Origin of the sequence: Methanothermobacter sp. K4, from assembly GCF_022014235.1 — an archaeon.
Taxonomy (GTDB): Archaea; Methanobacteriota; Methanobacteria; order Methanobacteriales; family Methanothermobacteraceae; genus Methanothermobacter.
Genome location: NZ_JAKLTD010000002.1, coordinates 39,328 through 54,328 on the forward strand (window position 1 = coordinate 39,328; position 15,001 = coordinate 54,328).

The window sequence follows — 15,001 nt, forward strand, 5'->3', positions numbered from 1 at the left end:
ACATGATCATAAAAGAGTATATGTAGAGGTAAAGAAATGTTGGATGCCCTTAAAAGCTTAACATGATCATAAAAGAGTATATGTAGAGGTAAAGAAATGTTGGATGCCCTTAAAAGTATTCTGAGGAAAACATCAATCCATGTGTGTCTTGTGAACACAGGGGGGTGCAACGGCTGCGACATAGAGGTCCTTGCACTCCTATCACCCAGATATGACCTTGAACAGTACGGTATATACGTCCACCAGAACCCAAGGGAGGCTGACGTGATACTGGTGACCGGTGCCGTTACAGAGCAGTGGAGGGAGAAGCTTCAGAGGATATACAGCAAGGCACCTGAGCCAAAGATAGTGGTGGCCCTGGGTAACTGCCCCATCTCAGGGGACGTGTTCAACCAGGAGGGTGGGAGCGTCTATGCACCGGTCTCTGACTTCATACCGGTGGACGCCGAGGTCCCTGGTTGCCCTCCAAGGCCCTCCGAGATACTTGAGGCCATACTATCGGTGGCACCCGATGCAATAGCAGAGAGGGGGAGGAAGAGATGATACTGCCACTTGGACCCATGCACCCCGGCTACAAGGAGCCCATAAGGCTCAAGGTGAAGACCAGGGGTGAGAAGGTTCTGAAGGCCGAGATAGAGTACGGATACGTCCACAGGGGAATAGAGAGGGTGATGAGGAACAAGACCTGGCAGAAGGCCATATACCTCTCTGAGCGTGTCTGCGGAATATGCTCATACATACACACACAGACCTTTGCAGAGGCCTTCGAGGCAATCTCTGAGGTGGAGGCCCCACCAAGGGCCCAGTTCCTCCGTGCCCTTACAAACGAACTTGACAGGATACAGAGCCACCTAATCGCAAATTCGACCTACTTCAAGGCCCTTGACCATGAGACCATGTTCATGTACATGCTGGCCCTGAGGGAGCCTGTAATGGATGCCATCGAGTTACTCACAGGTAACCGTGTCAACATGGGCTGGAATGTTGTGGGGGGTGTGAGGATGGACGCCTCAGAGGATCACCTCTCAAGGATAAGGGAGATCATAGTGGACCTTGAAAGGGAATTCGACCGCTACGTTGAAATGTTCGAGCACGGACCGCTCATAGGGCTCAGGTCAAGGGACGTGGGTTACATGAGCCAGGAGGAGGCAGAGAAGGCCCGTTCAGTGGGACCCATAGGAAGGGCCTCAGGTATAAGGTATGACTTCAGGGAGGACCACCCAACCTACAGGGACCACCTGGACTTCAGGACAATCTGGAGGGATGAGGGAGACAACTTTGCAAGGGTCATGAACCGCTTCGATGAGGTAAGGGTCTCCATTGACCTGATAAAGCAGATCATAGACAATATCCCATCCGGCCCTGTGAGGAAGAAGGTGGATGTGAAGGCAGGGTATGGTGAGTGGAGAAACGAGGCACCCCGGGGCGAGGTGGCCTACATGATTGAGACCAACGGCAACCTCATAAAGAACATCTCCATAAGGACCCCCAGCATCATGAACATCGATGCCTGTGCAAAGTACATGCTACGGGACGTTGCAACCGTTGCAGATGCCATTGCAACCTATGCCAGCGCAGACCCCTGCATTGCATGTGCAGAGAGGGTCGTGGTCCTGGACGAGAATCAGGGAAAGAGGGAGATACTGCTCTAAAAAATTGATCATGTTGATGTCCTATGTCCTCTGTAATATGGTACCTCTACGAGTTTGCCCGTAAATCATGGGCAGAGAAATTTGCAAATGCACATACAGAACACGAGATCCTTGAAAAACCCGAAAGATTCAGGGATTTCCCCACAGTACATAAGGAGTACTGTATAGGCTGCGGGGCCTGCACCACCGCATGCCCTGCCCCTGGCGCGATAAAACTGGTCCGCGATACCGACACCCCTGAGGAGGAGGGCCTGACCTACCCGGTGATAGTGAAGGGGGCATGTATCAGGTGTGGATTCTGCGCCGAGGTCTGCCCCACCGACCCCAAGACCATAGAATGCGGTGAAAACCACCTCATAAGGGAAGAGTTCACAATCGTGCCCTCCGAGAAACTCTACGTGATAGACGATTACCTCTGCATACGCTGCAAGAAATGCCTGAAGGCCTGTCCGGTTGATGCCATCGTTGAGGAGGACGGCAGGGTCGAGATTGACCAGAGCAGGTGCATAGCATGCGGTGACTGCCTTGAGAAGTGTCCAGTTAAGGGTGCCCTCAAGAGGATACACGTGGCATACGTTGAGGAGCAGAAGATGGTTATAAACCTGGCTGTCAATGAACTGGAGGCGGCCATCGAGGAGCGCAGTGATGATATAAAGAAACTCGGGGCCGGTGAGGTCTACAGGATGAACCAACCCCTCAGACCCCTCCTTGAAAGGGCCCTGGAGGTTCTGCCCGATGAGGAGATCACCAGGGACATCCTTGAGATGATAACAGACCGCCTCAAGATGAGGATCATAACCTGGAGCCCCGAGAAGTGTGTTCAGTGCAGGCTATGCGTCGATGAGTGCCCATCAGGTGCCATAACCTACTCGGAGGATGAGGGAGTCGTAAGGGACCCTGAGAAGTGCCTCAGGTGCAGCACATGCTACCAGACCTGTCCATTCGGTGTTGCCGGCTACTACGTTGCAAGGTTCCTCATTGATGAGTCCAACGGTGAGGAGGTAATCAGGATCACCATAAAACCGGCGGCGCTTCCTGTAAAGTGATGAGGAGATGATAACATTCCAGCTGCAGCAAAACCCGTAAAGCCCCTGAGGGAAGTTGACGTTGACTATGAAATCGACCATGAGAAGTGCAGGAGTTGCCCTGATAAGCCCTGCCTGAATGTATGCCCCGTGGATGCCGTGCACATCGACCCCGACACAGGGGAGGTTGAAATCGATGACCGCTGCTTCGGCTGCGTCCTCTGCAGGGAGGCCTGCCCCTACGATGCCATAAGGATGAAGACAATCCTCGGGGAGCCCATAAGGGAGAACGTCCCGGTTATAAACCCCAGGATCTGTCGTGGCTGCGGTGCCTGTGTATCTGCCTGCAGGACAGGGGCAATACACCTGGCCTCATCAGGGGAGACCGGGGTTCACAGTGAGATAGATGAGGATAAATGTGTCAGGTGCGGCTACTGTGCAAGGGCATGCCCCACAGAGGCCATAAAATACGGTGAGATTCTCCCACGCTCGGTGGTGGGTGGAAAGGCTGTTGTGGTTAACCAGAGGGACTGCATAGGCTGCATGACCTGCACCAGGGTCTGCCCATCCAGGGGCGCCATAAAGGTGGGTAAGATAAACAGGCTCCCCTACATAGACCCATCATACTGTGCAAGGTGCGAGGAGTGCATGGATGTCTGCCCATCAGCAGCCATAAAGTACTCCTCCAGAAAGAGGGCCTACGAGAACTTCTCAAAACTCAATAACATGGAGATAGCAGGGGAGATCCTTGAGAGGGAATCAGAGAAACTCGTGAAGAACCTGGGCAGGATAGACTCGGTTCTGAGGAGTGTGAAGAGGAGGTTCACAAGGGACGAACCCGAATTCAGGGTGGATGTCACAGAGGAGATAAGGGACGGTATAGAGGAGCTCGTCGACTCAGACCTTGAAATACTTGAACTCAACCATATAGTGGACTTCACGAAACCAAAGAGAAGCATAAGGGTCCTTGAGGATAGGTGCATCGGGTGCGGACTATGCGTCACCGAGTGCCCGGTTGGAGTTATAGAACCGGTAACACCCGCCCCTGTTGAGATAAAGGATGGGTGCGTCTTCTGCGGTCGCTGCAGAGGGGTCTGCCCTGTTGATGCAATTGAAATAACAGAGGAGGGCTTCAAGGCATCCGATGGCAGGATATACCTTGAGCGCAGAATCCTCAGGGGACCAAGAAGCGGTTCGGTGGAGGTGGATCATGTCATCTGCCAGAGGTGCGGCGTCTGTGTAAACCACTGCCCCGTTGATGCCATGGCACTGGATGGTGAGGTGGAGGTTGACGATGACACCTGCATACTCTGCGGTGAATGCCAGGACATATGCCCGGTTACCGCAGTGAAACTTAACCTGGAGGATGATAACCTTGAATAGGGTCTTTGTGACAGACTGCGAGGGTCCGGTTTCACTGAACGACAACGCCTTCGAGGCCGCGGCCCACTTCATGCCCGAAGGTGACAGGTTCTTCAGGAAGGTCAGCGAATTTGATGACATACTGGCAGATGAGATAAAGAGGCCAGGCTACAATGCAGGGGACACCCTGAAGCTCATAGTACCCTTCCTGGTGGCCTATGGTGTCACCGATGAGAAACTCATTGAGTTCTCAGAGGAGACCCTCAAACTTGTACCCGGGGCAGAGGAGACCCTCGAGCTTGCCATGCAGCTCATGCCATCCTACATCATAAGCACAAGTTACAGGCACTACATAGAGGCCCTCTGCAGGCGCACAGGCTTCCCCATTGAGAACACCCGCCACACCACCCTCACCCTCAACGTCCCCCTGGGGGATGATGAAAGGGAGATGCTCATGAAACTCAGGGAGGAAGTCATTGATGGTGACTTCCAGGACCTGGATGAGATATTCTTCCGGAAGATACCTGAGATGAGGATAGGGAGGCTCCTTGATGAGGTAAGGACTGTTGGTGGGGACGGTAAGAGGGTCGCCCTGAAAGGTATACTCTCTGAACTTGGTTTAACAGAGAAGGCGGCCATGTACGTGGGTGACAGCATAACAGATGTCGAGCCCCTCAGGGAACTCAGGGGTAAGGGTATACCCATATCATTCAACGGCAACGGTTACGCCCTCAGGGAGGCTGAGGTGGCAGTCATATCCCGGGACGCAAGGGCCCTCCTGCCACTTGTGGACCTCCATTCAAGGTTCGGGAGAGACTACGTAATGGAATTCGTTAAGGCATATTCAGATGACCCTGAACGGGCCCTTGAATCCTTCAGGGTGGACTTCAGGGTTGCTGAGAGATTCGAGAACATATTCCGGGACGCCTACCCCACCATCACACCGGTGGATGATACCGATGAACTCGTTGAGGAGAGCCTGGCAGTCAGGAAGAGGGTAAGAGGGGAGGATGTGGGGTCCCTGGGCTGAATGGAGCGGCAGGTGTTGATTATGGAGATTAACGGAACGTTGATCGAGGATACATTCTCAGAGGCCTTCACAGGAAGGTGTGTGAGGGCAACCATAACGGCCCGTGACATGGAAACCGTGAGGAGGGCGGCCTACGATTCAACTGCAACCCCAGGCGCTGTTATAGGGAGAGTTGAGGGTGGCGTTGAATCATTCCTCTCGGCTGATGAAACACCAGATGGGAGGCCAGGGGCCACTGTACAGTTCTACTACGCCCTCCCTGACCTGGAGAAGTTCCAGGTCGAACTCTCCTACAGGATCAGGCAGGATATACTGGTGAAGCCATTCACAGCCCTCTACAATTCCACACCCGACCCTGAAGGGTACATGGATATGATGAAGCATGTGGGCCACTGCGGGGACGGTTATGAGTGGATTGAGGAGTTCAATGGTCGTGAAATGATCAACGTCCCCATAGCGGTTCCTGACTTTAAGATCGAATCAAAGCTGGGTTACAGGGATGCGGTGATGGGGGCCAACTTCTGGTACATGTGCAGGGACCCTGAAACCGTCCTTGAGGCTGGAAGGGCCGCTATAAATGCTATAGGTGAGGTTGAGGGTGTTGTAACACCCTTTGATATCTGCTCGGCCGCCTCCAAGCCTGAGACGAATTACCCCTGGATAGGCCCCACAACCAACCACCCCTACTGTCCAAGCCTGAGGGACCTCCTGGGTGATGATTCAAGGGTACCTGAGGGCGTCGGGTACATACCGGAGATAGTCATAAATGGCCTGTCCCTGGAGGCCCTTGAGGAGGCCATGAGGGTGGGTATAGAGGCTGTGTGCCGCTACGACGGTGTCCTGATGGTATCCGCAGGTAACTATGACGGTAAACTTGGGGATCACAGGATAGACCTTCACGGTGTTCTCTGATGTTATTTGATGCAGTGGGCCTCGGGGCCCTTAACATGGACCAGCTCCACATGGTTGAGAGGATAGCGGGACCCGACGAGGAGGTCTTTGTCCGCGATATGGTGGAGTCCTGCGGTGGATCAGCAGCCAACACCATAATAGGCCTTGCAAGACTCGGCCTGAGGACGGCCTTCATAGGGAAGGTTGCAGGTGACAGGGAGGGTTCCATCCTCAGGGAGAACCTCCAGGGGGAGGGTGTCGCCGACTACGTTGCTGTTTCAGAGAGGGGAAGAAGTGGCCGGGTCATGGGATTCGTTGACCCCCAGGGAAACAGGGCGCTCTACGTGGACCCGGGGGTTAACGACACCCTCAGCATGGATGAGGTCCAGGTGGAGGCACTTAAAACCAGACTCCTTCACCTCACATCCTTCGCAGGATCAGGTATCAGGGTCCAGAGGGAGGTCCTGGAGGTCATAGATGATTCCGTGACAGTGAGCCTCGACCCGGGTCACCTCTATGCAGAGCGGGATGTATCCGAACTTGAGGGTATCCTTGAGAGGACAGACATCCTCCTGGTTAACCGGAGGGAACTGGAGCTCATGACAGGATCCACTGACCCTGCCGGGGCATCGGCTGAACTGGGGGTTGACGTGGTTGTCATGAAGATGGGCTCTGAGGGTGTCAGGGCCTTCAATGGTTCAGAGGTGATGGTTGAGGCACTTGAGACCACATGCAGGGATACAACGGGCGCCGGGGACGCATTCAATGCAGGTTTCCTCTACTCGTGGCTTTCAGGACATGAACTGGATGTATCATGCCTGTTTGGAAACTACATAGCATCAAGGTGTATAGAGGGCTACGGTGCCACATCGTCCCTCCCAGGGAGAGAGGCACTTGAGGTTCTGGAGGGGTACCTCATGGGGGACGCCCATCCAGATACACGCAGAAATTCCAAAAAATAATTTAAGTGAACATGTTTAAACTAATAGAGGAGGGTCATTTTAATCTCTACAAAGCTTAAACCAGTACAGGGGTTGTATCATGGATATAGTCTTTAAAAAGAAACTGGATGATCTCCAGAGGGATGTTGCACTGAAGTCGATGGACCTTGAGGAGAGCCCTGAGGAAGTCAGCGTGGAACTTGGAAGGTGCAGGGTTCGTGACAAATTCATAGACATAACACCCAAGTGCGTCAGGTGCAACCTCTGCGTTGAGGAATGCCCTGTTGATGCCATATCAGATTCATCTGCTTCAAGGGCCGCAAGGATACTTGATAACTGTGTTAAATGCGAGATATGTGCCCAGACATGCCCCGTGAGATGCATAAATGTTGTTGAGAGCACAGCCACCATTGATGAGGATGTCACATATAACCTTGAATACGTGACGATCCCACACAGAACACTCCGCATGAGGGATATCCAGGTTACAGATAAATGCACCGCCTGCGGCACCTGTGAGAGATTCTGCCCCACAGGCGCCATAAGGGTGGGGGAAACTGCGAATGTTGATGGATCCATCTGCATTGGATGCGGTGCCTGCGTCAACGTGTGCCCTGCAGATGCCATAAAACTTGAAAGGGAACTTGGACCTGTCATTGAGACCCGTAGGCTCATTGTTGATCAGGATGCATGTGTTGAGTGCCTTGTATGTGAGGAGAACTGTCCCACCGGCGCCATAAGGATCGAGGATGGGGAAGTTGTTGTTGATGGAGATAAATGTATCCTCTGTGAGGTCTGTTCGTCTAAGTGTCCTGTGGCAGCACTTAAACTGGAGAGGTTGTCAGATGAAAGTTAAGGAGATAATGGATAAGGAGTTTATAGCAGTCTCCCCTGGGGACCGGGTTGTTGATGTATCCCTGAAGATGGAGAAGACAAGGAAATTCACAACACCGGTTGTGGATGAGGAGGGTAAACTTGTTGGATGGGTTACAAGCTTTGATGTTATGAGGGGACTCAGGGATGGAGTTGAACTTGTATCCGACGTTATGCAGCCCCCTGAGAGGATAGTCCACGTCAATGAGAACGACCCTGCGCGGCTGGCAGTCCTTGAAACAGCCCACCACAAACTTGTGAGTGTCCCTGTGCTGGATGATGAGGGAAGGGTTGTTGGTGTTGTGAGGTCCTTTGACATCGTTGAGACCCTCTCACAGCTCTATGAGATCAAGGTCTCCAAGATATTCGAGGCAATGAACCGTGAACTCAAGGGTGTTAGCTGGGACGAACTCATGGAGGCCGCCGCAATCATCACAAGGAGACGCACAGGTAAGAGGATCAAGCCTAAGGAGTACGAGGAGAGGATCAGGAACTCCACATTTGGTGAGGCCATATGGGCTACAGGTGGTCTTGAAAAGTTCTTTGTCGGTCTGATAGCCATAGGTGAACTTGTGATTGCAAGGAAGATTGCAAGGGCAAGGAAATAATCCTCTTTCTTTTTTTGTTATCTCATTAATTCCCTTCATGATTTTTGAAGGGTTTTTTGGCTATCTTATACTGACGCCTTCTGGCACCACCAATATTAGGTAACACTTATATAATATGAATACATATGAATGTGTATTCATATGTTCAGGTGAATTGTATGGGATGTGAATGCAGCTCATGCTCCCCTGAGGAGGGGGATAAAGATATACAGGTCATTGCAGCATCAGGCGCACTACTCGCAGCAGGGATCATCCTCAGCTTCACAGGCAGTCTGATATCAATTCCACTGCTAATCGCAGCAGTGGTGGCTGCCGGCTACAGGATATTCCCGGCAGCAATCAGATCAGTCCTGAGGGGACGCTTCACAGTGAACTTCCTCATACTAATAGCAGTCGCCGGTGCCATAGTACTGGGTGACTACACAGAGGCGGCCCTGGTGACGGTTCTGTATAACATTGCAGAGTACCTTGAGGAGTACGCTCACAGAAGATCCCACAGATCCGTGGAATCGCTCATAAGACTCAGGCCCAGAACAGCAAGGGTCCTCGGTGATGGGGAGAAAATTTTTAAGGTTGAGGAGGTGACGGTGGGATCCATAATCGGTATAAAACCCGGTGAGACCATTCCACTCGACGGAACCGTCACCGGGGGCAGGTCGAAGGTCGACCAGTCAAATATAACAGGGGAATCCCTTCCCATAACCGTGCAGGAGGGCAGTGAAGTATTTGCAGGTACTCAGAACCTTGATGGATACCTGGAGGTTCGGGTTACCAGGGAAGCAGATAACACTGTGCTTGCAGGTGTTATTGAAACTGTTAAAAGGGCTGCCACCAGAAGATCCCGCAGGGAGAGGTTCATAGAACGCTTTGCATCAGTTTACACTCCAGCCGTTATATCACTCGCGGTTTTAACAGCAGCAGTTCCCATCATACTGGGGGGATCCATAGAGACATGGTTGTACAGGGCCCTGGTACTCCTCGTCATCTCATGTCCATGCGCACTCCTCATATCAACACCCGTTGCAATGGTCTCAGGGATGACCGCCGCTGCAAGAAGGGGCATACTCATCAAGGGCTCGGAGTTCCTGGAGGCCATGGCATCGGTGAGAAACATAATCTTCGATAAAACAGGGACCCTCACAGAGGGATCCCCCAGGGTCACCTCGGTTGAACCCGCTGAGAGGAGGGATGAGGTCCTCAGGATCGCAGCCTCCCTTGAGAAGAGGTCAGGGCACCCCATCGCAGAGGCCATAGTGGACTCCTACAATGGAGAAACTGATGAGGTCAGTGAATTTGAGTCCATGCCCGGGAAGGGTGTTTCAGGTTACGTCAATGGTGTTAGGTACACCATTGGGAGCCCTGAGCTTGTCGGTGCCAGCCCAGGCAAGGGGACCACGGTTTACCTTCAGGGGCCAGAGGGGATAGCAGGGAAGATAACCCTTGCAGATACAATCAGGGATTCCGCCAGGAAGACAATCACAGAACTCAGGGATAGAGGAATTAAGGTCATGATGCTAACAGGGGACACCGAGGAGGTTGCAGCTGCGGTTGCAGGGGAACTTGGAGTTGAAAACTACCATGGGGGTCTTCTCCCTGAGGATAAGATGAAGGTGATTGATGAGGTGAGAAACACGGGACCCGTTGCAATGGTGGGTGATGGTGTTAACGATGCACCGGCCCTTGCAGCTGCAGATGTGGGGATAGCCATGGGTGTCAGGGGATCAGATGTGGCACTTGAAACAGCCGATATAACCCTCGTGGAGGATAACCTTGAGAGGATAGATGAACTCATGGATCTAAGCAGGAGGACCCTCCGCACCGTGAGGATCAACACGGCTTTAACGGTCACAGTTAAACTCTCCCTTGCAGTGCTTTCTGTCGCCGGATCCGTACCCCTCTGGGTTGCGGTTGCTGTGGGGGATATGGGACTGTCGCTCTTTGTTATAGTGAACAGCCTGCTCATTGCAAGGTACTGATGCTTTATTCAGAAGTATTATTTTTTTATGGTGGACAGTGTGCTTATTGCAGGGGTACTGATGCTTTATTCAGAAGCATCACTTTTAAATTTCAGTTTCAGGGCTCAAATCAACACAAAAAAATAAAATAGTGGTTTAAAAACCACTAGAAGGGAAGACTTGCGTATATCCCCTTAATCTTTGCTGTTGCAGTGTTCCAGCTTGATACAGCACCCAGACTGTTTGCTGAACTCGTGGCATCTGCAGCGTACCAGGTATCACCCACAAGTACCTGGGCCCAGACATGGCCGTAGGTGTTACCTGAGGTGAAGGTGCATGTACCATGCACGTACCTGGCAGCTAACCCTGCAGCCCTGAAGAGGGCCACCAGGAGGTGAGTATGATCGACACAGTTACCTGTCCTTGTTTTCAGCGTTCCAGTGGCACCGTACTTTGTGTTGTAGTAGAAGCTGTAGCTGATGCTGTCGCGTACCCAGTTGAATATCGCTGTTGCCCTATCCCATGCACTGCTGAGACCTGAGGTGAGGTTTGCTGCCAGTGACCTTATTGCCGGGTCATTCACCTGGCAGTTTGCTGTTGCCGAAAGGTACCGGGAGGTGCTCTCACCATTGTATGGGTCATTCTCAGGTCTCTTTTTAAGTGAGGATGGTGGGGTCGTTGATGTAGCACTGATCTTCTTCACCGTAACATAGCTGGGTAATCTGCCATTGTCAGCATGGAATGCCAGGATCCTTGAAACCGCGTATATGAGGTTATCACAGGATATCCTGCCGATACTGGAACTCACATAGTTGGGTACCCTGCCGTTACTGTTTATGAACTTCAGTACATTCTCTGCAAGTTTGATGTACGCTGACTTTGATAGCTGCCCTGTCGCTGACCCTGATGGGCTCGAAGCGAGCTGCACTGAACGCACTGTAAGTGAAACTGATTTTCCTGCAGTTTTAAGGAGATCCCTTAGCATCAGATCAAGGAACTGTGCAACCGTCAGCTTCTGGCTTCCCACTGATACTGTTGCTGGTAGCTTACCGTAGGTTTCAATGTACTTCCTGAGGTTAACCGCAGCGCTGAGGATGTTTGTATGGTTCACGCCTGAATTATCGCCTGCAGCATGGAACTGGCTGCCTGAATTGCCACTGGCGTTCTCCATATCTGTATCTGCCACTTCAGGTTTTGTGCTGTTATCTGCATATCCATCAGAGGGTTCATCCGCTTCTCTGTCCACTGAAACAGGGGGTTCAGTGTTATCTGCACTCAGATGATCGGCCCCGCTAGGCAAAGTGTCGTCGCTGTCATTGTTCACAAGGTCTTCACTGCAATTTTCATTTAAACTGGAGCACTGATCCAGTGCCTCGCCAGATTTCATTTCAACCTCTAAGGCTGTATCATCAGCTGCCACTGCATATCCTGCTGTATTCATGAGGAGCATGCATGCAGTGAGCATGCACACCAGTCTCATGTTCACCGAAATTTTACCGCCTCCAATCCACAGTGCCCGGTAGGGTCACTGTGACATTAAAAACTTGAATTTAAGGTTATATATAAATATTTTGGTTTATTTGACTCAAAAAAGCCTTATATGAGCCTTTAAAATCAAAATAGGCCTTATGAAATCTTTTCATTTTCAGGATAAATGAATATCCTCTTTCCATCTCCACCATGGCCTTAATGACAATTTTCAATCCCCTATCCAGCTTAAAGGCACGTAAAGAACCTAATATTCCAGCAGGATTTTAATGGGATTTCAGTTTAAGTATAGGGGCTTTCCAGAGGGGATTTAACATGGCATGGCGACAGGCCCATATAATCCTCAAGGGATGCACGGAATTCAGGAGACATTAGAGAGTGTCTGAATGCTTTATGGACACATATAATCTCTTATAACGGTTTAAAACGCATTTAAAGACCTCATAGCAATCCTAAAGAACGGGGGTTAAATTTATCTACTGATCCCTGGGTAATAGATAAATGGTGATATTATATGATGAGTCGTGAGATGATGGATGCCATCGAAAAGGAACTCGTTTTTGTCGCAACAGCCGATGAGGAGGGCACACCCAACGTGGTCCCCATAGGATTCGCAAGGCCACTCGATGAGAAGACCATCCTCATTGCAGACAACTACATGAAGAAGACGATAAGAAACCTCCATGAAAACCCGAAGATGGCACTGATACCACAGAACGCCAGGGAATGCCCATACCAGTTCAAGGGAACAGTTGAAATCTTCAAATCAGGCAAATACTTTGACATGGTCGTTGAATGGGCCCAGAACGTCATGACAGAACTCGAACCAAAATCCGCCATACTCATGACTGTTGAGGAAATATACTCAGTAAAGCCGGGCCCAGAGGCCGGTGAAAAGGTGGCCTGAAGCCCCCAGAGTGAAATGGATGTGTGGAATAGCAGGTTTCAGGGGAGCGGGCGCCAGGGAAAAGGTCGCCGCAATGCTCAGAACGATTGGACACAGGGGCCCTGATGCAAGGGGCCTCTACCATGACGGCAGGATCACCATAAGAACCAGTGAGGGGGAGGATGTGCTTGAGGCCCCTCCCTCAGAGGGCATTGCACTGGGCCACAACCTCCTCTCAATAGTGGGCGGACCCCAGCCAGTTACAGGTAATGGCGTCCTGGTCTTCAACGGTGAAATCTACAGTCATGAACCCCCATCTGGTGGTGGTGACGCCCACATCATACTGGACCTCATAGAGGGCCACGGCGGCGACCTTGAGGATGCAATCCGCTTTGCAGTCAGTGAACTCGACGGTGACTACGCCTTCCTCTACACTGATGGTGAGAACCTTGCAGCGGTGAGGGACCCTGTGGGTGTTAAGCCCCTCTACCATGCAGGAGAGGCCTTTGCATCGGAGAGAAAGGCACTCTGGAGTATAGGCCTGAGGGGTGTGGAGAGTCTTCCACCGGGTCACGCCATTATAAATGGGAGGATGGTGAAGCTGCGGGGACTCCCCCGGCCCAGAACCTGCGCTGAAAACCCCTGGGAACTTAAAGAGTCACTGAAATCTGCCATCAGGGAGTCTGTGAAGAAGCGGGTCAGGGGGCTCAGGGATGCTGCGCTTGTATTCTCAGGTGGCGTGGACAGCACCCTTCTCGCGGTTCTCCTCAGAGAATACCTGGACATCACCCTCTACACTGTTGGCACGCCCGGATCAGCGGATGTTGAATTCGCATCAATGGCAGCAGGGGACCTTGGCATGGACCTCCAGGTGATTGAGGTTACAGAGGAGGCTGTGAGGGGCGCCCTTCCCCACGTCCTCGGTGCGATTGAGGTGTACAGTCCCATGCAGATCGCCATCGCCATGCCCCTCTACCTTGCATCCCGGGAGGCGTCGGCTGCAGGCTTCAGGGTTATGTTTTCGGGGCAGGGAGCAGATGAGCTCTTTGCAGGTTACCACCGCTACAGGAGGCTCCTTGAGGATGGAAACCTTGAAGAGGCGCTGAGGCATGATTTGGAGAACATATACCATGTCAACCTTGAACGGGATGACGCTGTTACAATGGCAAACTCGGTGGAACTCAGGGTCCCCTTCCTTGACCTGGAGGTTATAGGGTTAGCCCTCAGGGTCCCCACATGCCTCAAGATAACGGGTCCCGATGATGAGATGAGAAAGCACATACTCAGGGAGGTGGCAGCTGAGATGGGGGTCCCTGAGTACATTGCAACGAGGCCCAAGAAGGCAGCCCAGTACGGTTCAGGTATTGATCGGATACTTAGAAGGAGGGTGCTCCCTGGATTCGACCATGAGACCTTCATGAGGAGACTCATGAATGAGGGTGGGGTCTTTCAGCGATGATCCCATCAGGGCCTTGCCTCTCTTGATTTGGTGTGTCTCCAATCTAAGCATTTATATCGATGCACATCAATAGTAGACTCATATGTTCACATTTACGATTAACCATCACACCAGGAGGAATCCTTCATGAAGATAGAGAAAGAGGCTGAGAAGATCCTCGAGGAATTCTCAAGGGCACTTGAAGATGTCCCTGAACTTGAGGAAACATATTACATCGTTGATAACATTAACAGGACAAGTGAGGATGAGGTTGAGAAGACTGACCCTGAGAAGATCCTCAGAAACGCCCCGGTTGATGAGGACGGTAACATAGTTGTTGAGAGGGGTGAATGGACCCAGTAGGTGTTAAGGATGCGGTTAAACCTGGTTATTGAACTCCGGGATGCCCCCGGCCAGCTTTTATCTGTACTGGAGCCCCTGGGAAGCTCCGGCGTCAATATAGTGACGGTTATACATGAAAGGGACCGTGAATACGGACCGATGGTACCGGTGCAGCTCACGGTGGAGGGTGACAGGGAAACCCTTGACGCTGCCCTCAGCAAACTCCAGGAGCGTGGTGTTAACATAATCGAGATGGACGGCGCCCCCCTCAGGGAGAAATTCACGAGCATACTCATAGGTGAAATCTCAGAGGGAGACCTCCATGAGGCTGTGGAGGTAATAAACAGCGTCAGAGGGGCCTCCGTATCTGACCTTTCACTCAGAATGTCAGGGGAAAGACAGTCAGCCAGGATAACCGTTGAGGCCGAACATGGAACCAGGGAGAGGGTCCTTGAGAGGATTCAGGAGGCCGCCAGCAGGCATGACCTCCTCCTCATAACAGAGGTCTAG

Annotated in this window: 15 protein-coding genes; 14 read left to right on the forward strand and 1 reads right to left on the reverse strand. The window is 51.9% G+C overall.

The features are described 5' to 3' along the window. The first annotated feature begins 96 nt into the window (after positions 1–96). The 10 genes from L5462_RS04105 to L5462_RS04150 all read left to right on the forward strand — a co-directional run bounded on the left by L5462_RS04105 (position 97) and on the right by L5462_RS04150 (position 10,358). The gene (locus L5462_RS04105; protein WP_237779551.1) at positions 97–543 is read left to right on the forward strand and encodes an NADH-quinone oxidoreductase subunit B family protein; all 447 of its coding nucleotides are present in this window, start codon (positions 97–99) and stop codon (positions 541–543) included. Next, positions 540–1,652, forward strand: a complete 1,113-nt coding sequence (locus tag L5462_RS04110) for a nickel-dependent hydrogenase large subunit (protein ID WP_237779552.1) — start codon at positions 540–542, stop codon at positions 1,650–1,652. Before L5462_RS04105 ends, L5462_RS04110 begins: the two co-directional genes overlap by 4 nt. 23 nt (positions 1,653–1,675) lie before the next feature. Then, positions 1,676–2,698: a 4Fe-4S binding protein gene (locus tag L5462_RS04115; protein WP_237779553.1), complete on the forward strand. Its 1,023-nt coding sequence runs from the start codon at positions 1,676–1,678 to the stop codon at positions 2,696–2,698. 72 nt (positions 2,699–2,770) lie between these two features. Next, positions 2,771–4,060, forward strand: a complete 1,290-nt coding sequence (locus L5462_RS04120) for a 4Fe-4S dicluster domain-containing protein (RefSeq protein ID WP_237780014.1) — start codon at positions 2,771–2,773, stop codon at positions 4,058–4,060. After that, complete coding sequence (locus L5462_RS04125; RefSeq protein WP_237779554.1) at positions 4,044–5,069, forward strand: energy-converting hydrogenase A, subunit R; 1,026 nt, start codon at positions 4,044–4,046, stop codon at positions 5,067–5,069. The genes L5462_RS04120 and L5462_RS04125 overlap by 17 nt, the downstream gene beginning before the upstream one ends. 21 nt (positions 5,070–5,090) lie before the next feature. Further along, on the forward strand, positions 5,091–5,981 hold the full coding sequence (locus L5462_RS04130) for a formylmethanofuran--tetrahydromethanopterin N-formyltransferase (protein ID WP_237779555.1): 891 nt from the start codon (positions 5,091–5,093) through the stop codon (positions 5,979–5,981). After that, positions 5,981–6,922: a carbohydrate kinase family protein gene (locus L5462_RS04135; RefSeq protein WP_237779556.1), complete on the forward strand. Its 942-nt coding sequence runs from the start codon at positions 5,981–5,983 to the stop codon at positions 6,920–6,922. Before L5462_RS04130 ends, L5462_RS04135 begins: the two co-directional genes overlap by 1 nt. Positions 6,923–7,001: 79 nt before the next feature. After that, a complete protein-coding gene (locus L5462_RS04140; RefSeq protein ID WP_237779557.1) occupies positions 7,002–7,757 on the forward strand; it encodes a 4Fe-4S binding protein in 756 nt (251 codons plus the stop codon). Beyond that, a complete protein-coding gene (locus L5462_RS04145) occupies positions 7,747–8,382 on the forward strand; it encodes an HPP family protein (RefSeq protein WP_237779558.1) in 636 nt (211 codons plus the stop codon). Before L5462_RS04140 ends, L5462_RS04145 begins: the two co-directional genes overlap by 11 nt. A gap of 158 nt (positions 8,383–8,540) precedes the next feature. Then, positions 8,541–10,358 (forward strand): cation-translocating P-type ATPase, encoded by a 1,818-nt coding sequence (locus L5462_RS04150; RefSeq protein WP_237779559.1) that lies wholly within the window; start codon positions 8,541–8,543, stop codon positions 10,356–10,358. 145 nt (positions 10,359–10,503) lie between these two features. Here L5462_RS04150 and L5462_RS04155 read toward each other — a convergent pair whose 3' ends face one another. Continuing rightward, positions 10,504–11,817 (reverse strand): transglutaminase family protein, encoded by a 1,314-nt coding sequence (locus L5462_RS04155; protein WP_237780015.1) that lies wholly within the window; start codon positions 11,815–11,817, stop codon positions 10,504–10,506. A 522-nt stretch (positions 11,818–12,339) separates the two neighbouring features. Here L5462_RS04155 and L5462_RS04160 point away from each other — a divergent pair. The 4 genes from L5462_RS04160 to L5462_RS04175 all read left to right on the forward strand — a co-directional run bounded on the left by L5462_RS04160 (position 12,340) and on the right by L5462_RS04175 (position 15,001). Next, entirely contained in the window at positions 12,340–12,732 is a 393-nt protein-coding gene (locus tag L5462_RS04160; protein WP_147670878.1) for a pyridoxamine 5'-phosphate oxidase family protein, read from the forward strand. Between the two features lie 19 nt (positions 12,733–12,751). Then, a complete protein-coding gene (locus tag L5462_RS04165) occupies positions 12,752–14,170 on the forward strand; it encodes an asparagine synthase-related protein (RefSeq protein WP_237779560.1) in 1,419 nt (472 codons plus the stop codon). A 126-nt stretch (positions 14,171–14,296) separates the two neighbouring features. Continuing rightward, a complete protein-coding gene (gene gatC, locus L5462_RS04170; RefSeq protein ID WP_237779561.1) occupies positions 14,297–14,512 on the forward strand; it encodes an Asp-tRNA(Asn) amidotransferase subunit GatC in 216 nt (71 codons plus the stop codon). A gap of 9 nt (positions 14,513–14,521) precedes the next feature. Continuing rightward, the gene (locus L5462_RS04175; protein WP_237779562.1) at positions 14,522–15,001 is read left to right on the forward strand and encodes an ACT domain-containing protein; all 480 of its coding nucleotides are present in this window, start codon (positions 14,522–14,524) and stop codon (positions 14,999–15,001) included.